Annotated in this window: 21 protein-coding genes; 12 read left to right on the top strand and 9 right to left on the bottom strand. The window is 42.6% G+C overall.

Features of this window, described 5'->3' with window-relative positions; translation table 11 throughout:
* Positions 1 to 2 precede the first annotated feature (2 nt).
* The 8 genes from tatA to C1E24_RS00290 all read left to right on the top strand — a co-directional run bounded on the left by tatA (position 3) and on the right by C1E24_RS00290 (position 8,596).
* On the top strand, positions 3 to 233 hold the full coding sequence (tatA, locus tag C1E24_RS00325) for a Sec-independent protein translocase subunit TatA (protein ID WP_138477702.1): 231 nt from the start codon (positions 3 to 5) through the stop codon (positions 231 to 233).
* Positions 234 to 238: 5 nt separating this feature from the next.
* The gene (tatB, locus tag C1E24_RS00320) at positions 239 to 571 is read left to right on the top strand and encodes a Sec-independent protein translocase protein TatB (RefSeq protein WP_138477701.1); all 333 of its coding nucleotides are present in this window, start codon (positions 239 to 241) and stop codon (positions 569 to 571) included.
* Between the two features lie 12 nt (positions 572 to 583).
* Positions 584 to 1,330, top strand: a complete 747-nt coding sequence (tatC, locus tag C1E24_RS00315; RefSeq protein WP_138477699.1) for a twin-arginine translocase subunit TatC — start codon at positions 584 to 586, stop codon at positions 1,328 to 1,330.
* Entirely contained in the window at positions 1,327 to 1,821 is a 495-nt protein-coding gene (locus C1E24_RS00310; protein WP_138477697.1) for a hypothetical protein, read from the top strand. The genes tatC and C1E24_RS00310 overlap by 4 nt, the downstream gene beginning before the upstream one ends.
* Positions 1,821 to 2,609, top strand: coding sequence for a TatD family hydrolase (locus C1E24_RS00305; RefSeq protein WP_138477695.1), 789 nt, complete (start codon positions 1,821 to 1,823; stop codon positions 2,607 to 2,609). Before C1E24_RS00310 ends, C1E24_RS00305 begins: the two co-directional genes overlap by 1 nt.
* Before the next feature lies 1 nt (position 2,610).
* On the top strand, positions 2,611 to 4,446 hold the full coding sequence (locus C1E24_RS00300) for a sensor domain-containing diguanylate cyclase (RefSeq protein ID WP_138477693.1): 1,836 nt from the start codon (positions 2,611 to 2,613) through the stop codon (positions 4,444 to 4,446).
* 9 nt (positions 4,447 to 4,455) lie between these two features.
* A complete protein-coding gene (gene hemB, locus C1E24_RS00295; protein ID WP_138477691.1) occupies positions 4,456 to 5,466 on the top strand; it encodes a porphobilinogen synthase in 1,011 nt (336 codons plus the stop codon).
* A gap of 145 nt (positions 5,467 to 5,611) precedes the next feature.
* A complete protein-coding gene (locus tag C1E24_RS00290) occupies positions 5,612 to 8,596 on the top strand; it encodes an ExeM/NucH family extracellular endonuclease (RefSeq protein ID WP_138477895.1) in 2,985 nt (994 codons plus the stop codon).
* Positions 8,597 to 8,648: 52 nt separating this feature from the next.
* Here the strand turns inward: C1E24_RS00290 and C1E24_RS00285 are convergent, their stop codons facing one another.
* The 4 genes from C1E24_RS00285 to C1E24_RS00270 all read right to left on the bottom strand — a co-directional run bounded on the left by C1E24_RS00285 (position 8,649) and on the right by C1E24_RS00270 (position 13,689).
* Complete coding sequence (locus C1E24_RS00285) at positions 8,649 to 9,041, bottom strand: hypothetical protein (protein ID WP_138477689.1); 393 nt, start codon at positions 9,039 to 9,041, stop codon at positions 8,649 to 8,651.
* A gap of 188 nt (positions 9,042 to 9,229) precedes the next feature.
* Positions 9,230 to 11,317, bottom strand: a complete 2,088-nt coding sequence (fusA, locus tag C1E24_RS00280; RefSeq protein ID WP_138477687.1) for an elongation factor G — start codon at positions 11,315 to 11,317, stop codon at positions 9,230 to 9,232.
* A gap of 193 nt (positions 11,318 to 11,510) precedes the next feature.
* Positions 11,511 to 12,299 carry a TIGR00266 family protein gene (locus tag C1E24_RS00275; RefSeq protein ID WP_058031343.1) on the bottom strand — a complete coding sequence of 263 codons (789 nt, stop codon included), beginning with the start codon at positions 12,297 to 12,299 and terminating at the stop codon, positions 11,511 to 11,513.
* Positions 12,300 to 12,387: 88 nt separating this feature from the next.
* On the bottom strand, positions 12,388 to 13,689 hold the full coding sequence (locus tag C1E24_RS00270) for a GntP family permease (protein ID WP_138477685.1): 1,302 nt from the start codon (positions 13,687 to 13,689) through the stop codon (positions 12,388 to 12,390).
* 381 nt (positions 13,690 to 14,070) lie between these two features.
* Between C1E24_RS00270 and C1E24_RS00265 the strand changes: the two genes are divergently transcribed.
* The gene (locus C1E24_RS00265; RefSeq protein WP_171040699.1) at positions 14,071 to 14,256 is read left to right on the top strand and encodes a hypothetical protein; all 186 of its coding nucleotides are present in this window, start codon (positions 14,071 to 14,073) and stop codon (positions 14,254 to 14,256) included.
* 622 nt (positions 14,257 to 14,878) lie between these two features.
* Here the strand turns inward: C1E24_RS00265 and ylqF are convergent.
* On the bottom strand, positions 14,879 to 15,823 hold the full coding sequence (ylqF, locus tag C1E24_RS00260) for a ribosome biogenesis GTPase YlqF (protein ID WP_138477681.1): 945 nt from the start codon (positions 15,821 to 15,823) through the stop codon (positions 14,879 to 14,881).
* Between the two features lie 152 nt (positions 15,824 to 15,975).
* Here ylqF and C1E24_RS00255 point away from each other — a divergent pair, with 152 nt between their 5' ends.
* Complete coding sequence (locus C1E24_RS00255) at positions 15,976 to 16,512, top strand: YaeQ family protein (RefSeq protein WP_138477679.1); 537 nt, start codon at positions 15,976 to 15,978, stop codon at positions 16,510 to 16,512.
* 119 nt (positions 16,513 to 16,631) lie between these two features.
* Positions 16,632 to 17,237, top strand: coding sequence for an alpha/beta hydrolase (locus tag C1E24_RS00250; protein ID WP_130255403.1), 606 nt, complete (start codon positions 16,632 to 16,634; stop codon positions 17,235 to 17,237).
* 13 nt (positions 17,238 to 17,250) lie between these two features.
* On the opposite strand, the gene C1E24_RS00245 is transcribed toward C1E24_RS00250, so the two are convergent.
* Positions 17,251 to 17,460, bottom strand: a complete 210-nt coding sequence (locus tag C1E24_RS00245) for a hypothetical protein (RefSeq protein WP_138477677.1) — start codon at positions 17,458 to 17,460, stop codon at positions 17,251 to 17,253.
* 296 nt (positions 17,461 to 17,756) lie between these two features.
* Here C1E24_RS00245 and C1E24_RS00240 point away from each other — a divergent pair, with 296 nt between their 5' ends.
* Positions 17,757 to 18,230, top strand: a complete 474-nt coding sequence (locus tag C1E24_RS00240; protein WP_138477675.1) for a Dps family protein — start codon at positions 17,757 to 17,759, stop codon at positions 18,228 to 18,230.
* On the opposite strand, the gene C1E24_RS00235 is transcribed toward C1E24_RS00240, so the two are convergent.
* From C1E24_RS00235 to C1E24_RS00225, 3 genes are all read right to left on the bottom strand, one after another.
* The gene (locus C1E24_RS00235; protein WP_138477673.1) at positions 18,198 to 18,623 is read right to left on the bottom strand and encodes a hypothetical protein; all 426 of its coding nucleotides are present in this window, start codon (positions 18,621 to 18,623) and stop codon (positions 18,198 to 18,200) included. The genes C1E24_RS00240 and C1E24_RS00235 overlap by 33 nt on opposite strands.
* 70 nt (positions 18,624 to 18,693) lie before the next feature.
* Positions 18,694 to 20,757, bottom strand: a complete 2,064-nt coding sequence (locus C1E24_RS00230; protein ID WP_138477671.1) for a S9 family peptidase — start codon at positions 20,755 to 20,757, stop codon at positions 18,694 to 18,696.
* A gap of 75 nt (positions 20,758 to 20,832) precedes the next feature.
* Positions 20,833 to 21,384, bottom strand: coding sequence for a hypothetical protein (locus C1E24_RS00225; RefSeq protein WP_138477669.1), 552 nt, complete (start codon positions 21,382 to 21,384; stop codon positions 20,833 to 20,835).
* Between the last annotated feature and the right edge of the window lie 36 nt (positions 21,385 to 21,420).

The raw sequence follows: 21,420 nt of genomic DNA, 5'->3' as shown, positions 1-21,420 counted from the left end.
TTATGGGTGTAGGTGGAATTAGTATTTGGCAACTTTTGATTGTTTTAGCGATCATTGTGCTTTTGTTTGGTACTAAAAAACTACGCGGCATTGGTGGCGATTTAGGTAATGCAGTAAAAGGCTTTAAAAAAGCCGTTTCTGATGAAGACCAAAACAGCAAACCTGAGCAACTTAAAGACAACAGCCAACAGCAAACCCAAGCAGCTGAAGAAAAGCAAAAAGATAAGGTTTAACCCTTATGGGTATGTGGGAATTAGTGGTCGTCTTAATCGTCGGCCTCGTTGTGTTGGGCCCTGAACGCCTGCCCGTCGCAATTAGAACTGTCAGCCGCTGGATTAAAACCATTAAATCAGTGGCTAATTCTGTTAAAGCTGAAGTCAATGAAGAGCTGCGAATTCATGAGTTGCACAATAACCTTAAAAAGGCTGAGCAACAAAATATGGAAGATTTAGCACCAGCACTAAAAGAGTCAGTTGAAGAGCTTAAAAAAGCCGCAGAGTCAGTGCAACACAGCTATAAACAACCCGTTCAACACTCTCCCGTTGAACAGAAAAACGATAATCAGAAATAACGAGCACCCACTATGTCCGAATCGCTTCAAAGCGGGTTTATTGGCCATTTAATTGAGTTGCGTAATCGCTTAATGAAAGCGTTACTCAGTATTTTATTGATATTTATTGCCTTAGTTTACTTTGCTAACGACATATATGCTTTTGTCGCTGATCCGCTTGTACAGAGCCTGCCTGAAAACAGCACCATGATTGCAACTGATGTGACGGCCCCTTTCTTCGCGCCGTTTAAGTTAACCTTGTTTATATCCTTGTTTGCTGCCATCCCTTTCATTTTGCATCAGGTGTGGAGTTTTATCGCCCCCGGTCTTTACCAACATGAAAAGCGCATGCTGATCCCCATTTTGGTGTCGAGTATTGTGCTGTTTTACTCAGGTATTGCTTTTTGTTATTTCGTTGTCATGCCAATCATCCTGGGGTTCTTTACAAGTGTCGGCCCTGAGATGATGACGCTTTCTCCTGATATCAGTAGCTACTTAAGCTTTATCTTAAAGTTATTTTTTGCCTTTGGTGTCGCATTTGAGATCCCCGTGGCTATCATGTTGTTATGCTGGAGTGGTGCAACAACAACACAAAGCTTGCGAGAAAAGCGTCCTTATATTGCTGTCGGTGCTTTTGTTGTTGCGATGTTTTTAACACCGCCAGATGTTCTATCGCAAACTTTACTCGCATTACCTATGCTATTGTTATTTGAGTTAGGTCTTATATTAGCGGCTTTTTATACAAAAAAAACAACTGAACAACAGGAAGAAGAGCTATGAAAAAAATACTAATGACAACGATTTTGTTACTCTCTGCGTCTGGTTATGCCTCTCAGATTAATGTGCAAGCCCTAGAGGCGTGCAGCCTAGTAGAAAACGATTTAAAGCGCTTAATGTGTTATGACAAAGTCATCGCCGGCAAGAAAATTTCTCAATCAGTAACGAAAACCGAAAAGAATAAACCAGCTAAAGCACCAAAAGTGGCTGAAAAACCTCAGAACAAAGCTAATGAATTTGGGCTAGAGAAAAGCAAACAAGCCGCGGCTAAAAAGCTAGATGAGATCCGCTCTACGGTTGTAAAAATAACAAAGAACCCGAGAGGACAACGTACTTTCACTTTGAGCAATGACCAAATATGGAAGCAAAAGGGTTCAGACCGATTTACGGCTAAGGAGGGCGATGAAGTCATTATCATCCGTGGTGTTTTTGATTCTTTCAGAATGAAAAAAGCAAGTACCAACCGCCTCATACAAGTTAAACGTATTCAGTAATGCATAATCGTTTCATCGATGCAGGTATCAATTTAACCAGCAGTCAGTTCGATAAAGACAGGGGCGAGATGCTTGTACGTGCTAATGATGCCAGCATAGACAATATGTTGTTGATTGGTTGCTGTCTTCAATCTAGTCATGAAAGCTTGTCGCTTGCCAAGCAGCATGATTTCGTGAGTACAGCAGGGATCCATCCTCATGATGCGAAAGATGCACCAACAGATTTTGTGGCGCAGATCCGCGCCTTGGCCGAACATCGTGAAGTGGTTGCAATTGGAGAGTGTGGCCTCGATTTTAATCGTGATTTTTCTCCTCGCGAAAGCCAAAATGCAGTTTTAGAGCAACATCTACTGCTCGCTCAGCAGCTTGATATGCCTGTATACCTTCATGAAAGAGATGCCTTTGATAACATGCGTGCGCAGTTAGAGCGCACTTCAGTCAAAGGCGTGCTGCATTGCTTTACCGGAGAACAAGACGCGCTAGAGTTCTATTTAGACTTCGGTTTAATGATTGGTATTACTGGCTGGTTATGTGATGAGCGCCGTGGTGAACAGTTGCAAAAACTATTGCCTTTGATCCCAGATGACAGGCTTTTGCTCGAGACCGATGCGCCTTATCTGCTACCTCGTAGCTTAAAGCCTAAGCCAAAATCTCGCCGTAACGAACCCGCTTTTTTGCAAGAAATAGCTAAAGTCGCAGCTGAACTGAGAGGGCAAACAATCGAGCATATTTCAGAGATCACACGCAATAACTTTCAACGCTTATTTTTGTCTGATAGGGACAAGTAATATGCGTATCTTGCTGCCATTTTTATTATTCTTCAGCTCATTTTTTAGCTCGGCATTAGAGGTAGGCAATGATTTTCGCTATCAAAAACAATTGCCATACGCTTATACGTTAGATGACAGCAAAAACCTAAAACAACTAATTGAAAAAAGCGTTAACTGGACAGATGAAGCCACAGAGCCACTTAACTTAGGCAAAACCACTAAGCCACTATGGCTTAAAGTCTCTCTAAAGAATCTCTCTGTGAGTGACATCGACTTGTTATTAAGTGTCGATAATATCTTACTCGATAAGGTTACCGCCTACATTGCCACGCAGGATAACTCGATTATCACACTCGCCTTAGGCGATGCACTGCCGCTTGTAAAAAGGCCAATAAAGCATGAGGCACAACTAGTGCCCATCAAGCTTCTAGCACAACAGCATGCTATTTTATATCTCAATATTGAACACTCGGGTGCCATCAATGTACCTTTGAGCCTGTGGCACCCTATTGAATATATAAAGTACAAAAGCAAATTCAATCTGATTTACGGTATTTTTGCCGGTTTTATTATTGCTCTAGCACTGATGCATTTGGTGCTGTTCTCATTTACCAAAAAACCTTACTTTCTTTATGCGACAGCATTTGTGAGTTTACTTTGGTTACTCAACATTCACCTCTACGGCTTTAGCTATCGCTATTTGTATGGCAATTGGCAGTGGCTACAACAATACGCACAGCCTTTGCTGATCCTGCTGTCGAGTAGCGCCTTAATTCCTTTATTGAAACCTTACATCAAAGTACCAAAGCTCGAAGTACTTCTTTCGTCACCTAAGCGCTATACATATACTGTGATTGCAATACTCACACTTGCTCTAGGTCTATTGCCAATTGATGTTGCCTTGGCATCAAGTTATACCCTCAGCTTTGTGGTGATTACAGCACTTATGCTGGTATTTATTAGCCAATGGGTGATTTACAAACAGCATTCACCTTGTTTTATTAGCATGTTTGCTTTCATGCTTTTTGCACTAGTGCATCAAGTCAGTTTTGAATTAGGCTTTCTTTCAGGGCCGCAACTGAGCACCCCTGTCAGTTATTTTTGCTACTTCATTGTGAGCTTAATTCTTAGTTTTGCCCTGGTAAGACAGTTTATTTCTGAACGAGATCTTGAGGTCGAGGCCCAACAAGCTAAATTGGCCCATAGCCAAGCCCAAGATGTTCTGCTTAATGAAAAACTTAAACTACAAGAACAAACACAAGCTGACTTAGAAGCACTTGTTGATGAACGCACCTTCGAATTACAGGTCACTTTGCGAGAGCTTGAAGATAAAAACCGTGAGCTTGAACAGATCAACATCGAAGATCCACTCACTAAAATTAAAAATCGTCGTTATTTCGATAAACGCCTACAAATGGAAGTAAGGCGCTCAAGGCGTGAACAAAGTACATTAAGTGTCGTGATGTTAGACATAGATCACTTCAAAAAAATTAACGATACCTATGGTCACTTAAGTGGCGATAAAGCCATTTGCGTCGTTGCAGATATCATCAAATCGCACTTACAGCGCCCTTCAGATGAAGTCTTTCGTTATGGCGGCGAAGAATTTGTCATGTTACTACCGAACACCGAGCTTGCAGGTGCACAACAAATTGCCGAGCAGATCCGCAGTACCGTTGACGAATTCCAATTAAAACTCGATAAAGCAATCGTCAATCTGACGCTCAGCGCTGGCGTTTATAGTGCCATTGCTATCGACCCTAAATCACCACATCTTTATACCGACTTTGCTGACAAAGCGCTCTATGAAGCTAAAAAGCAAGGCCGTAACCAAGTTAGAATCTATCAGCCTTAGGAGAATAGAATGGCTCAATCAGGATTAGATTTATTTCCTTATACTCGTATGCGCCGCATGCGTCGTGATGACTTCTCTCGTCGCCTGATGAGTGAAAATCAGTTAACCGTGAATGACCTGATTTATCCAGTTTTTGTACTTGAAGGGAAAAACCGCCGTGAGGCCATTGAATCTATGCCTGGCATCGAAAGGTTATCTATCGACTTGCTCGTAGAAGAAGCAAAAGAGCTAGTCGAATTAGGAGTGCCTGCAATAGCTATCTTCCCAGTGACACCTGCTGATAAAAAGTCACTCCATGCGGAAGAATCCTATAACCCTGAAGGATTAGCACAGCGAACAGTGCGCGCCTTAAAAGCTGAGTGTCCAAGCCTTGGCGTGATCACCGATGTGGCACTTGACCCATTCACGACACATGGTCAAGACGGCATCATTGATGAAACGGGCTATGTGATGAACGACATCACCACAGAGATCTTAGTAAAACAAGCACTGTCACATGCTGAAGCGGGTGCCGATGTGGTTGCACCTTCGGATATGATGGATGGCCGCATCGGTGCCATTCGTGAAGCGCTTGAAGCTGAAGGTCACATCCATACACGCATCATGGCGTATTCAGCGAAGTATGCTTCAAGCTACTATGGTCCGTTCCGTGATGCAGTCGGCTCTGCAGGTAACTTAAAAGGCGCTGATAAAAAGAACTACCAAATGGATCCAGCTAATTCAGACGAAGCCATTCGTGAAGTTGCACTAGACCTGCAAGAAGGTGCCGACATGGTGATGGTTAAACCAGGCATGCCTTACTTAGATGTGGTACGTCGCGTAAAAGACGAGTTTGGTGTACCAACTTTCGCTTATCAAGTAAGTGGGGAATACGCCATGCATAAAGCTGCGATTGATAACGGCTGGCTTGCTGAAAAGCCATGCATTATGGAATCGTTACTGGCCTTTAAGCGTGCCGGTGCTGATGGCATTCTGACTTACTTCGCTAAGCAAGCAGCCATCTGGTTAAAAGAGCAATAAAAACCACAATTAATAAAGAGTGAAAGCATAGAGTTTTCGCTCTTTATTTACCTCAAAGATTAACATTTTGTCATTTTTATGTAACATATCCCGCGTAGGCTAATGTCCCCATTTAGCTAATAATCAAAATATACACGGGAACAAAATGATTAAAACAAGCTTAAAACCCCTTGCTCTATTAGTGGCTGCCGCAACAGCTCCTGCGCAAGCAAATATTATTATCTCTGAATATGTAGAAGGCAGTTCAAGCAATAAAGCTGTAGAGTTATACAACACCTCTGGTGCTGAACTCTCACTAGATGGCTACAGCATCTCTCTTTATTCAAATGGTAACGGTGATCTAGCGTCACCTAATAACACCTTAGCTTTAACCGGCACACTCGCAGCAAACGCAACCTACGTTATTGTAAATAGCAGTGCGGTTGATGAATTAAAAGCAAAAGCCAATACAGAATCAACCATTACTTTTTTCAACGGTGATGATGCATTAGTACTTACTAAAGACGGTTCAATTGTTGATAGTTTTGGTCAGTTGGGTGTTGATCCTGGTTCAGCGTGGGATGAGGGCGGTGTAACAACAGCCAACAAAACCCTACGCCGTAAAGCAAGCATCACTTCAGGCCGAACAGATGCGACGTCTGCTTTCAACCCAAGTGAACAGTGGGAGCAATTCGACCAAAATGATTTCTCTGGTATAGGTGCCCATGGCGCTACTGATGGTGGTGACGGTGGTGATACACCAGAGCCTATTAAGCCGCTTGTATGTAACGACGCATATACTACGATTAATGCGATTCAAGGTGATGCTGACGAAAGCCCACTTAAAGACCAAGTGGTTATTATTGAAGCGGTCGTAACTGCTGACCTACAAACTGACGACCAATTAAAAGGCTTCTTTGTTCAATCATTAGAAAAAGATGTTGATACAGATGCAAAGACCTCTGAAGGTATTTTTGTTTACTACTCAGAGTTAGATGTAAAAGTTGGTGACATTGTGCGCTTAGAAGGTACTGTGCAAGAGTATTACAGTGCGACGCAGATTGGCAATGTAACTCGTGCAGAGAGCTGTGATACAGCTGATATCTCAGCAGCAGCGCTTACGCTACCAGTAGCCGCGTTAGATGATTTAGAAGCCTTTGAAGGTATGCTAGTTACCATTGACCAGCAGCTTTATGTAAATAACACATACGGTTTAGGCCGCTATGGCGAAGTTGCGCTTGGTACAGAGCGTCTTTATCAAGGTACGCAAGTTGCACTTCCTGGCGATGCAGCTAATGCGGTAGAAGCACAAAATAAATTAAAAGAAATCCTTCTAGATGATGGCTCTACAAAACAAAACCTTGATCCTAAATACCCGCAGAACGGCTTAAGTGCTTACAACAGCTTACGCTTAGGTGACACAGTAAATAGCGTAACCGGTGTTGTTGGTTATAGCTTCAACAAGTATCGTATTCACCCAACAGTTGATCTTGAGTTTGTAAGCAGCAATGAGCGTACTGAAGCACCTGAGTTAAAGGGTGAAGGTGATCTTCGTATTGCCAGCTTCAACGTATTAAACTACTTCAATGGTGATGGTGAAGGCGCTGGCTTCCCTACCCCTCGTGGTGCAGATAACGAAGAAGAATTACAGCGCCAACAAGCTAAACTTGTTTCTGCTATCACAGCATTAAACGCTGATGTTATCGGTTTAATGGAAGTCGAGAACGATGGGTTTGGTGAACTGAGTGCAATTGACGATTTGGTTGCGGCAATTAATGCAGAATCTGACAGTGACTATGCGTTCGTTAATTTCAATGCAGAAAAGATTGGTACAGACGACATCACAACAGCGATCATTTATCGTAAAGACGTTGTTGAAGAGGCTGGCACGGCAAGCTTTACAACTGACGCACCATTTGATTATAGCAACCGTCCACCAATTGCACAGAGCTTCAGAAAACTGGATACGAACGAAGAGTTCACTGTTGCAGTCGCACACTTAAAATCTAAAGGCAGCTGCCGTAGCGCTGAAGGCGATAATGCTGACTTAGGCGATGGCCAAGGCTGCTGGAATGCAATTCGTACTGAAGGGGCTAATAAGTTCGCTGATTGGCTAATGACTTATCCAACAGGCAATGAAGATGCAGATATCATTCTTGTTGGTGACATGAATGCGTATGCGATGGAAGATCCTATTAAAGCATTTGCAGACAAAGGCCTAGCAAATGTAATGAACCACGTTGACGGCGATAACTTCGGATACTCTTATACTTTCTCTGGCCGCCTAGGTAGCCTAGACCATGCTGTAGCATCTGCTAGCCTTCTGAAGAAAGTAACAGACGCAACTGATTGGCACATTAATGCGGATGAGCCAGCGGTATTTGACTATAACACTGAGTATAAGTCTGACACTCAGCTAGCAAGTTACTATGCTGATCATGCATACCGCTCATCAGATCACGACCCGGTTGTTATCGAAATCAAGACAGTTGATGCTCGCCCTGTCATTACTACTGGTCAAACTTTCCAAATCGAAGAAAATGCTGAAATGGATAAGGAAATTGGCACATTAGTATTTACTGATGCCGATGCTGACTTATCACCAGTTACTAAGTTTATGATTGAAGGTACTGAGCTTGTAAAGATCAACGAGCAAGGTAAGTTAATGGTTGCAGGTGAACTAGATTACGAAGCGAATAGCGTAATCACATTCACAGTACAAGCAGAAGACTCAGCGGGTAATGTATCTGACAAGGTTGAGGTGACGCTGAACATCCTTGATATTGATGATACCAGCCCAGTAATTGCTGCTAATCAAACTTTCCAAATCGAAGAAAACGCCGAGATGGACTCAGAGATTGGTATGTTAGAGTTCAGTGATAACACTGCGGTAACGAAGCTGATGATTGAAGGCACAGAGCTTGTGAAGATCGACGAACAAGGTAAATTAATGGTCGCGGGTGAGCTTGATTTTGAAACGAATAGTTCAATCACATTCACAGTACAAGCTGAAGATGCTGCTGGTAACCAATCAGAAGCAGTTGAAGTGACGGTTAATGTCCTTGATATTGATGAAGACGACAGCGGTAGCTTAGCCTGGTTAAGCTTGCTTGCGACACCGTTCGCTTTCTTACGTCGTCGCCGTAAGTAGTCTGTATTAACAACATAAAAAAATGCGCCTTAGGGCGCATTTTTTATAAAAACTATAAAGCCAGTAAACGCTCTGCTTTTGACAAATCAGCCTCACTGACCTGCCAAGCGTAAAAACGGACCACGCTTTTATCTCGAGTTCTTACCGTCAGCACATCTCCAAATAAACTTGTGTGAGATGAAATTGACTCAATAGACTCTTGGTGAATATATCTCACTGTAAAGCCAATACCATAACTGATACCCGCTTTATCAATGTGCACAAACAGCTTATTTTTTTGCTGAAGCGTTGCCACAATAACACTACATGACACCAAAACTAAACCCAACCACTTAAGTGGTTGTAATGTCACTAGCTCAAAATTGACGAGCAATAAACAAAAAAGACCTAACGAGAAGCTAATTAGAAGCAATATTTTATTCGAATTTAAATCCACAGTGTGCACAACACGACTCCATTATACGTATCACAAAGCTGGTACTAAAATAGTTACACTATTTGAAGAATCGGCATAATACTTAGCCAGTGTCCCTTTTTCAACTATGTTTTATACGAAAATAGAATGAGATATTGCGGGCATAAAAAAACCGCTTGTAAAACAAGCGGTTTTTAAAATCAGATAAAAAGGGCTAATTACTTAGCTGCTTTTTTCTCTTTCTCAGCTGCGATTACAGTGTCAGCAACGTTTTGCGGACATGGTGCATAGTGAGCGAATTCCATTGAGAACTGACCACGACCAGACGTGATAGTACGTAGGTGACCAATGTATCCGAACATTTCAGATAGAGGTACTTCACCCTTGATACGAACGCCCATTGCGCCAGCTTCTTGGTCTTTGATCATACCACGACGACGGTTAAGGTCACCGATTACGTCACCTACGTTGTCATCTGGCGTGAATACGTCAACTTTCATGATTGGTTCAAGAAGTTGTGCACCCGCTTTAGGGATAGACTGACGGAATGCGCCTTTTGCTGCGATTTCGAACGCGATTGCTGATGAGTCAACTGCGTGGAAACCACCGTCGAATAGTTCAACTTCAACGTCTAATACAGGGAAGCCAGCTAGAACACCTTCTTGCATCATTGATGCGAAGCCTTTCTCAACTGCAGGCCAGAATTCCTTAGGAACGTTACCACCAACAACTGATGAAGAGAACTTGAAGCCTGAACCAACTTCGCCTGGCTTGATGCGGTAATCGATCTTACCGAATTGACCAGAACCACCAGACTGCTTCTTGTGCGTGTAGCTGTCTTCAATCTCTGTAGTGATAGTTTCACGGTAAGCAACCTGAGGCTGACCAACAACTAGCTCAACGCCGTAAGTACGCTTAAGGATGTCTACCTTGATGTCTAGGTGTAATTCACCCATACCTTTAAGGATAGTTTCACCTGAATCTTCGTCAGTCTCAACCTGGAATGACGGATCTTCTGCAACCATCTTACCGATCGCGATACCCATCTTCTCGTTACCACCTTTATCTTTCGGTGCAACAGCGATAGAAATTACTGGATCAGGGAAGATCATCGCTTCAAGTGTACATTCGTGCTTAGGATCACATAGCGTGTGACCAGTTTGAACGTTCTTCATACCAACAACCGCGATGATGTCACCCGCTTGTGCTTCAGTCAGTTCGTTACGCTCGTCTGCTTGCATCTCAACCATACGGCCGATACGCTCAGTTTTACCAGTTGCAGAGTTAAGGATAGTGTCACCCTTCTTCATGCGACCAGAGTAGATACGGATGAACGTAAGTGCACCGAAACGGTCGTCCATGATTTTGAACGCAAGCGCTTTTAGTGGCTCTTCTGCAGAAACAGTTGCTACTTCACCAGTAGGTTCACCTGTGTCTTTGTCAGTTAGAGGCTGTGGATCAACTTCAGTTGGAGACGGTAAGTAGTCAACAACTGCGTCTAGTACTAGCTGCATACCTTTGTTTTTGAATGCAGAACCACAGAAAGTTGGGAAGAAAGCAAGGTCACGTGTACCTTTACGGATACAAGCTTTGATTTGCTCTAGTGAAGGCTCTTCACCTTCCATGTACGCTTCCATTAGGTCGTCGTCTTGCTCAACTGCAGACTCAACTAGCATCTCATGGTATTCTTCAACTTTGTCTACCATGTCAGCTGGAACGTCAGTGATTTCGTAGTTTTCAGGAAGGCCTGTCTCGTCCCAGATGTATGCTTTTTTAGTAAGTACATCTACAACACCAGTGAACTGGTCTTCGATACCGATTGGAAGAGTCATAACTAGTGGGTTAGCACCAAGTACTTTCTCAACCTGACCAACTACGCGGTAGAAGTCAGCACCCATACGGTCTAGTTTGTTTACGAAGATACAACGTGCAACTTCTGATTCGTTCGCATAACGCCAGTTAGTTTCTGACTGTGGCTCAACACCACCAGAACCACAGAATACACCGATACCGCCATCAAGTACTTTAAGTGAACGGTATACTTCAACTGTGAAGTCAACGTGTCCAGGAGTATCGATAACGTTTAAACGGTGGCCTTTCCACTCACAAGTTACAGCTGCTGACTGGATTGTAATACCACGCTCAGCTTCCTGTTCCATGAAGTCAGTAGTTGACTCACCGTCGTGAACCTCACCAGTTTTGTGAATTTTACCAGTAAGCTTTAGGATACGCTCAGTGGTGGTAGTTTTACCCGCATCAACGTGCGCGAAAATACCAATGTTTCTGTATTTCGATAAATCTGCCATTGTTTTACTCTATTTAAAGTAGAAAATTATTCGGCGGGAGTATACCACCTCTTTCGGTGAACATCATCCTAGATATCGTCTAAAATGCAGACAATTTGCTAAAAAGTGATTTTTCTTGAAAAGAATTAAGCCTCACTCGATACATTTAAATCGAATGAGGCCGAACAGCGCTTAAATAAAAGGGTTTCTGAGGTTAATCGCCATCAATTATGTCGCCAATAGAACCAAGTACTGAGCCTTCACCTTGACGGCTGCCTCCTTGACTTGGTGCATGTTGGATCACTCTGTCGGCCAACCTTGAGAAAGGTAAACTCTGGATCCACACAGTACCTGTGCCCGATAAAGTCGCTAAAAATAGCCCTTCACCACCAAAAAACATACTTTTTAAACCACTAACGCGCTCAATATCAAACTCAATACCTTCACTGAAACCAACCACACAGCCTGTATCTAATTTCAATGTGTCATTATTGAGTTGCTTTTTGATGACCGTACCGCCTGCATGCGCAAAGGCCATGCCATCACCTTGCAAGTGCTCAAGAATGAAGCCTTCGCCCCCAAAAAAGCCTGCGCCTAATTTGCGTTGGAATGCAATGTCGACTTTGGTGCCTAGAGCGGCACACAAAAAGGAGTCTTTTTGAAGATAAACAGAACCGCCAAGCTCAGCCATATCCAAAGGTATGATGGAACCAGGGAAAGGCGCGGCAAATGCGACGCGCTTTTTACCATGTCCACTATTCGTAAAGTGTGTCATAAATAGTGACTCACCACTGATCATCCGCTTACCTGCACTGAACAGCTTACTCATGAAACCCTGTTCAGGCTCTGAGCCGTCACCCATTTTGGCTTCAAACTCAATACCACTTTCCATATAGTTCATTGCGCCAGCTTCCGCGATAACGGTTTCTCGCGGGTCTAATTCAACTTCGACCATCTGCATTGACTCGCCGATTATTTCATAATCAATTTCATGACATCGCATTGTGTAATCCTTCTAGATTGAACATGGTTGTAACTGTTATCTTGCGCTTAAAAACACCACTTTTAACAGCCTTAAATTGTAAGCAAAGTTAAAAAACAATAAATAACCCTAAGATCAACGCCAAACCAATTAACGGCACGACCACAGTGAGCATAGCTAAAGGCCAATAGGCGTCTTGATGTTTTTCTCCACAAATCGCACGTATGGTTGTCACCACATAACCATTATGTGGCAAAGTATCAATGGCGCCTGAGCTTATAGCCACTACGCGGTGCAATTCATCAGCCTCAACACCCAAGTCCATATAATGTGGCGCCACCAAAGGTAAAGCAATGGCTTGGCCACCAGATGCAGAGCCGGTTAAACCGGCAATGACACTCACCGCTATCGCAGCACCTATCAGTTCATGCCCGGGGATCTGCGTCATCATAACAACGGCATCTTGAAATGCAGGGGTTAGCTTAGCCACTGCGCCAAAGCCAACAACAGCTGCCGTATTACCTATTGCAACTAAAGCGCCTGTTGTTGCTTGATTCACCGCAACTTCAATATTAATAAAGTATTTAAAGTTGATAATAAATAGACTGATCACGCCACCGAGTAAAGCCACAATTAAGGCATTTTGCTGCAGTGTTTCATGTAAGGTAAAAGACAGTGCCAGCACGACCAACAAAGGGATCACACCCGTAATAGGATTTGGTAGCTTGTTGCGTGTTGCTTCAGGGTCATTATCTCGCGCCTCAAATTTCTCGCCATTTGCTATGGCACGTTTAATCATAAATTGCAGTAATACATACCCGAGCCCCGCCATAAATATGGCAATAACCAAACTCTCTTGCCATGCAGCATAAGGTGACGTACCTAGGTATTTAATTGGGATCCAGTTTTGAATTTCAGGGGAGCCTGCCGATGTCATGGTGAAGGTGACAGAGCCAAACGCCAATGCCGCAGGAATAAAACGACGAGGCAAGTTCGCATCTTTAAATAGACTGAGTGCCATGGGATAAACCGAAAATGCCACAATGAAAACACTCACGCCACCATACGTGAGCAAAGCACAAGCAAGTACAACAGCCAACACCGCATACTTCATACCTAGCTTGTTAACAATATAGCGAGCAACTGCATCTGCCGCGCCACTGTCTTCCATCAACTTACCAAACAAAGAGCCCAGCAAGAACATCAAAAACCAAGCTTGTACAAAGCCTGCAAAACCACTCATGTAACCCGATACAAAGCTTGCTTGATCACTGATTTGGAATAAAGGTAGGCCACTCGATAACGCCACAACCACAGCACACAAAGGAGCAGAAATAAATAAATTCACACCCCTAAGCGTCAATACAATTAAAGCAATAAGGGCAAGTGCTAGACCCATTGAACTCAACATAGTGTCACCTGTTCATTTTTTATTTTTATTTAACAGTTAACCACACGTTAGGAGATTCAGTCTGAAAAGTACACAGCTCAGTATGTAAAACGTACTTACAACTTCGCCCAAAACTAAATGAGAATTATTTTCAAATAAGTATTGACACCTTTACAATTCTAACTAATAATCAATCTCAACAAGACGACAGCACGATACACAATCTTGTTTCTCGACCCAGAATACGTGATGCATACACGCTAACATTGTAGGCCAAGAACTCAAATTAACACGCCCCTGTTTTTTGCTGAGTTGGCGGCCGAACTTATTTTACTTGCTACATTGCTCATATCGGTGACGGTAGATATGAAAAGTCAAAAAGCCCTTAATTGGGCTTTTTTTATGTCTAAGTTTCATGTTTTCATCAGAAAAGATCTAAATGAGAATTATTTTCAAAAAGTTGTTGACACTCGCCCAGATCTAACTAATAATCAATCTCAACAAGAAGGCACGCTACTGAATCTTGTTTCTCGACCCAGAATTCGTGATGCACACACGTTAACAGCATTGGCCAATAACACACTGTAACGCGCCCCTTGTTATCATGTGTTGGCGGCCAAACCCATTTTACTTGCTACATTGCTCATATCGGTGACGGTAGATATGAAAAGTCAAAAAGCCCATAATTGGGCTTTTTTTATGCCTGCAACTCCCGAATTTAGACACTCAAAAATAAATGAGAATTATTTTCAAAAAGGTTATTGACACACTCGGCAATCTAATTGATAATCAATCTCAACAAAGCGAGATTGACGGCTTACTTTGTTAAACCAATTGCATAAATGCCAGAGCGGTTATTGCGCTTGCTAACCATTTTTGGGTAATGCTGTAATAACAAGAAGAAAAATTTGTAATATAGTTATTCTATATAAAAAGTTTTCGACGAAGTTAGTACAGTATTTAGCTCGCAAGAATGATCGAGCATTTATTAAGATTGGTGAACTTTACTCTAATTTGTTTCTCGACCCGAAACACGTGTTGCCACGTTAAAGCCATGGTAGGGAGTGAGATATCGCAACGCCCCTCGCGATATCTTCACTTTTCTCCAAACACATTTTACTTGCTACATTGCTCATATCGGTGACGGTAGATATGAAACACAAAAAGCCCTGAACGGGCTTTTTTTATGTCTGCAATATATAAGGAGATATTAGCGGCGGTTCTTACGCGCTCTTGCCCTGCGTAGTTTTTTCTCTTCCTCTTTTGCCGCTTTTTTCGCTTCAGCCGCAGCGCGCAGCTCAGCAACCATAATTTCTTCTTCATCACGCATGATAGGTGTTTCCATGGTGATACGACCAATAATGGCATCTCGCAATTCATTGATTAAGATTTCTGACATCTTGTGAGTATCAACTTGGTTGCCACCGCGTATACAACCACGTTTACGGCCCGCCATTTCGACGAACTCCCAATCTTGCTCTGGCAACTCATCAATCTTATAGCGTGATTTTAACAACTCTGGGTAAGCACTCAGCAAGTATTCGGCGGTAAAGCTGGCGACTTCTTCGTAGTTCATCGCCGTATCTTTTACTGCACCAGTCGCCGCTAGACGATAACCCGAGTTTTCATTTTCAACTTTCGGCCATAACATGCCAGGTGTGTCATACAGCATGATGCCATCTTCTAGACGAATACGCTGCTGAGACTTGGTCACCGCAGGTTCATTGCCAGTTTTAGCCACGATACGACCTGCAAGGTGGTTAATTAAAGTTGACTTTCCTACATTAGGGATACCCATGATCATGGCTTTTAGTTGCTTATCAGCACCTACTTTATGTGGGGCGAGCTTTTTACAAAGTTCGTTGACCTTAGCAACTTCGGCACCTTTATCATGACCAAACGCAATGGCTTTTACACCACTTTCTTGTTCAAAATAGTCCATCCATTGCTTAGTCAGCTCAGGATCAGCCAAGTCGGCTTTATTCATAATTTTGATGACCGGCTTATCACCGCGAAGCGCAGACACCATTGGGTTTTCACTGCTATACGGGATCCTCGCATCTAAAACTTCGATAATCACATCCATTTGCGGCATGATCTCTTTAATCTCATTGCGAGCCTTGTTCATATGCCCAGGAAACCACTGAATGGCCATACTTGCGCTCCTAAATTCTGTTCGACAAAAATTGATTGCGCTATTTTACGCAAAAATCAGCAAAAACACTAAACAACCTCGTTGATAAAATCGTATTTAAACATACTTGCTCATGTATACTGCTGCCATTCTTATTAGCATGAACGAAGACAATGGCTTTAAAATCGACCATCATCAAAGCGCAACTCGCTTTGAGCGATATGGATAAACACGTATACGAAACTCTCTCTCTAACGGTGGCGCAACACCCATCTGAAAATGAACAGCGCTTGATGATCCGCATTTTAGCATTTGCGCTTCACTACCAAGAACGTTTGGAATTCACCAAAGGGCTTTGTGCTGATGATGAACCTGAAGTTTGGCTAAAAAACTATAATGAAGAGATTGAACTTTGGATAGAGCTGGGTCTGCCTGATGAAAAGCGCGTTAAGAAAGCCTGTAATCGTGCTAAAGATGTTGTGCTTTATTGTTATGGCGAAAACAACCAAGAGATTTGGTGGCAAAAGAATCAGCCTAAGCTTTATAGCCACGATAACTTATCGGTTATCAGTTTACCGTATGACGCCACGTCACAACTTGCTACGATGGTAAAACGTGGTATGAATTTAACCATGACAGTGCAAGATGGTGAAATTTGGGTGAGCGATGAAGAACAAAGTGTGCACATTATCCCTACCATCTGGAAATAGTTATCATCATTGGCAAAACTTGAACTTTAATTGGTTTTCAACGATTAATTAAGCTCCGACTCAGTTTCGCTTGTTAAAGTATGCTCGACGAAACAGGGAAGACTTAAATTGGAGGCACAGTGGCAATACATAAAATCATCGTTCTGCATGGGCTCTATATGTCTGGCTTCGTGATGCAGCCATTGTGCAACAAACTAAAAAAACATCAGTTTGAGATCTTAAATCTTACTTACAATACCCTTAGCCCAGATAAATCAGAGATCTTCTCTCAAATCGATGACTTTATTGGCAATGATAGCGCTGCGCTAGTTTGCCACTCAATGGGCGGATTAATTGCGCGTGCATACTTAGATAACCACTCAGCAACCAGTGAGCAGGTTGAGAAGGTTATCACCTTAGGCACGCCCCACAAAGGCAGCATATTTGCCAAGCAAATGCATGAAAAAGGGCTCGATGTTTTTTTAAAAAACAGTGTGGAGTTTTTGGTCTCAGACAACCAAGATTGGCCTTACAAGGCAAGGCTTTACAGCATTGCAGGTGATTTACCTTTGGGGCTGATGCCCATTTTGCAAAAAGGCAGTAGCTCTGATGGCACAGTATTATTAGAAGAGACAAAACTACAGGGTATGGCAGAACACAAAGTATTTCATGTTAGCCATACCAGTATGATTTATTCACGTAAAGTCACCGACTATGTATTGTCACTTCTAACTGACTCTGAGTGACTTAAGCACTTGCTTAGTGATCGCCTTTTTCTGCAATTTTATAAGCCACAAATGCAATAATCCCTGTGATCAGTGGGATTGGTGCTGCAATATACCCAAACGCATCAGAGTTTGCGAAGCTCGCACCTGCTAAATGACCAACAAGACCGACGACAAATGCCAGTAACGCGATAACGACAACGGTGATTTCTGCTTTATGTTGAGATTGTGTTTTTAATTCCATGATGACACCCATTGATTTTTGTCTGTTTACAGATCCATTATGCGCGTCATGCCTGTGTGATTATTGACCTGAATCAAGTTCTATTTCTGGTATTTATACCCCTTATCACCAACTTGTTATAGATCAATTTACAGGTCAAAAAGCAAACAAACCAGCTAATGTTGGCAAGCTTTATTCCATAGATTAATAGCATCCAGTCAATCGTTTTTTTGAATTACAGTTATTGTTTTATCCCGTTAGACCAATCAAAGCACATACCCCATACTACACCCATGCAAACAACAGGAGTAAATAACATGACACAGTTCAGCGATATCGGTTTATCAACACAAGCAAGTAAAGACCTAGCAGTAAAACTAAATGGCTTATTAAGTAATTACCAAATTCAATACATGAATGCCCGTGGCTTTCATTGGAATATCAAGGGCAAAAACTTCTTCGAGTTACACCTAAAATTTGAAGAAATTTATGACCAATTACTGCTAAAAGTAGATGAGTTGGCTGAGCGTATCTTAACCATAGGTGGTCAGCCCTTACATGCATTTAGCGATTACTTAGAGCAAGCTGAAATTCAAGAAGCGAAAAATATCACTGATGGTAATGAAGCGGTGACAACATTACTGAATGGCTTCACGCTATTATTAAAACAGCAACGCGAGATTTTAGGCCTTGCAAGTGATGCAGAAGATGAAGGTACAGCCGCTCTAATGAGCGACTATATTAAAGAGCAAGAAAAGTTAGTGTGGATGCTCAAAGCGTATCTGGGATAATTCGGTTAAAGGCTTAATATGCTCAGGCTTAGCGTCTATATAGGCCTGCTCATCGGGGTAAAAGCAAATCTCTGTTTTTGCCCCTTGCCACAACTGCTTTAGGTTATATTGTGCAATTGGGTTAACGCCAATATAGTCAACCCACTTGTAACCTCGCTGCTTAACCCCTTCGAAATACTCTTTCGTTGCTTCTAAGCTATCAGGAGTACCCATTTCAAATTCAGATAAATTAAGTACAGCACTGTCACACGGCGTCGGCTCTGACATAACACGCTTAATGATATCACTTTGAAAATCAATCACACCTTCACGGTTAAAGCCCCCTTTCAAGGCAACATAAATCGTCGTATTTTCAATATGAACACGCCATAAACCGTGTGCTTTAAACTTCATCTTCACCCCTATTACAACAAGGCTGTGAATGTCACAACCCATCTTAGACATTTAAAAGTATAGCGTCTTATCATGACGCCTGTTCAAGCAGACTAATAAAAAATGCCTGTTCTAAGGCAATTTCCTCAAGGCGCTTAAAACGACCACTTGCACCGCCATGGCCAGACCCCATATCCGTTCTGAATAACAATAAAGAGTCTGTAGTTTTAGTTTCACGTAATTTCGCCACCCACTTCATCGGCTCCCAATACTGCACTTGCGAATCATGCAGGCCTGTCGTAACCAAAATATGTGGGTAAGCTTGCGGCTGCAAATTGTCATAAGGTGAATATGCCTTAATAGTGTGATAATCGGCTTCGTTATTTGGATTACCCCATTCGTCATACTCATTCGTTGTCAGCGGGATTGACTCATCAAGCATGGTCGTGAGCACATCTAAAAACGGCACATGACATCCTACCCCCAAATACAATTGTGGCGCTTGGTTTACCACTGCCCCCATTAACAAACCGCCCGCGCTGCCACCAGAAGCAAAGACTTTATGCGGATCAGCATAACCTTGCTCAACAAGGCTACGGGTAACATCTTCAAAGTCATTAAATGAATTCTGCTTATGGGCTTTTTTGCCTTGCTCATACCATTGTCGACCTAACATTTCAGAGCCGCGAATATGCGCTATGGCATAAACAAACCCTCTGTCTAATAAACTCAGGGTATTACTCGAGAAGTTTGGGTCTATGGTGATGCCATAAGCGCCATAACCATACTGCAGCATAGGATTAGAGCCATCTTTTTTGAATAATGATTTTTTATATACCAAAGAGACTGGCACTTTAACGCCATCTCGCGCCGTAATGTGTAAGCGCTCAGAAGCATAGTCATCAGCTGAAAAACCACCGAGTACTTTCTGCTGCTTTAAGCACTGCTTTTCACCTGTGGCTAGGTCGCATTCATACACGCTACTCGGCGTAGTCAGACTTGAATAATGAATGCGCACGGCTGTCGATTCTGGCTCGGGGTTATTACCCATATTCGCACTATAACACGCATCATTAAATGCCAACGTATGACTGCCGCCCTGATAGTCATGCACAACAAAACGCGTTTGCCCTAAACAACGCTCAGTCACAATATAGTGGCTATTGAAAAGCTCTAACCCTTCAATCAGTACGTCGTCTCTGTGTGCAATCTGCGTCTGCCAATTTGCTATATTAGCGATATCTTCTAGTTTTGCTGTACAGAGCTTAAAGTTTTTTGCTTGGTGGTTTGAAACAATAAAGTACTGACCTTCAAACTTATCAATACCAAATTCATGGCCTTCTATACGCGGGCACAATAACTCAAATGCCTGCTCAGGGTTATTAGCATCTAGCGCCCACTGTTCAGATGTTTCAGTTGCTGCTAGATAAATATAGATCTGGCTATCGTCACGACTTTTTCCTAAGCCCATATAAAACTGACGATCTTGCTCTTCATAAACGAGTACGTCATCTGATTGAGGGGTACCCAGAACATGCCTGAACACTTGAAAGCCTAGTAGGGTTTGTAGGTCTTTTTTTACATAAAAAACCGTACGATTGTCATTGGCCCACACCACTTGCCCTTCGGTATTTTCTAACTCATCAGACAGATATTCGCCGTTCTTTAAATTGATAAACTTAACTTTGTAAATACGTCGGCCATCTGTATCTTCGCTGTAGGCAATCAGCTCATCGTTTTGGCTGACCGCCATGTCACCAATGTCATAATACTCGTAAGGCGCAGCAAGTTCGTTTACATCCAGCAGCAATTGTTTGTTTTGCATCTCGGCATTGTCTGCTCGATAGTGAAACGCGTATTCGTTGTCACCCGCCACTTCACTCATATACCAGTATTTGCCATCCTTTACTGGCACTGAGCTGTCGTCTTTTACAATGCGCCCTTTCATTTCTTCAAACAGTTGATCTTTTGAAGCATCATGGGGTGCCATTACCGCTTTTAAGTAATCGTTTTCAGCCTCTAAGTGCGCCAATATTTCTGGGTCTTGCCGATTATCGTCGCGCATCCAATAATAATTATCGACGCGTTGCTCTGCATGCGTCTCTAAAACATGGGGGATTTTTTTTGCGATTGGGGCTGAAATAGACTGACTCACTTGCCTTTCCTTAAATAAGTTAATTAGCAGCAGTGTACCATAGTCAAACTACCTGAAAAGGGAATGCGATATACCTCAACACACTTCCCAAGCCATTTCCCACAAAGCGCCAATTCCTGGTTCGAAGTCACCGCTGGTATCACGACAATATTCACTAAATGGCCAAGCTTTGCACTTGTAGAAACGCCCTGTTGCTGGATGCCATACTTTGGTACCTGGTTGATAGTTTTGCGGTTGCTGAGGATAGATGTTTTGCGTGTGCGCTTCACTATTTCGCGCTTTCGGCTTAGCCGTACATTGGTAGCTGAGTTCGAACTCGGTAATACCACTACTTGGGTGGCTAAAGACAGGCAACTCTCCGTAACCCACTTCCCAACCTAATAAGGCTTTTTTACCCACCTTCACAAGGGGAAGATGAAAATTAATGAGGTTTGCCAGTTCTCGGGTCCAATACTGTGATGTTTGCATTGCATTGTAAGCAATGTCTAAAGTGAGCTGAAACGCTTCGACTTCACCTTCTTGAGTAAAAAAATGCGCAGTAACATTATCGCCAACATATAAATGACGATTCTGTTTTAATACTGATATTTGTTGCCATTCATCAAGTATCAATGGGCGCCTAAACATAACTATCTCAAAATAAAGAACGAACCTAAATTATAG

It is taken from the genome of Pseudoalteromonas phenolica (assembly GCF_005876835.1).
Classification (GTDB): domain Bacteria; phylum Pseudomonadota; class Gammaproteobacteria; order Enterobacterales; family Alteromonadaceae; genus Pseudoalteromonas; species Pseudoalteromonas phenolica_B.
The sequence above is the reverse complement of the archived record's forward strand: the minus strand, read 5'-3'. Positions and strand labels throughout refer to the sequence as shown.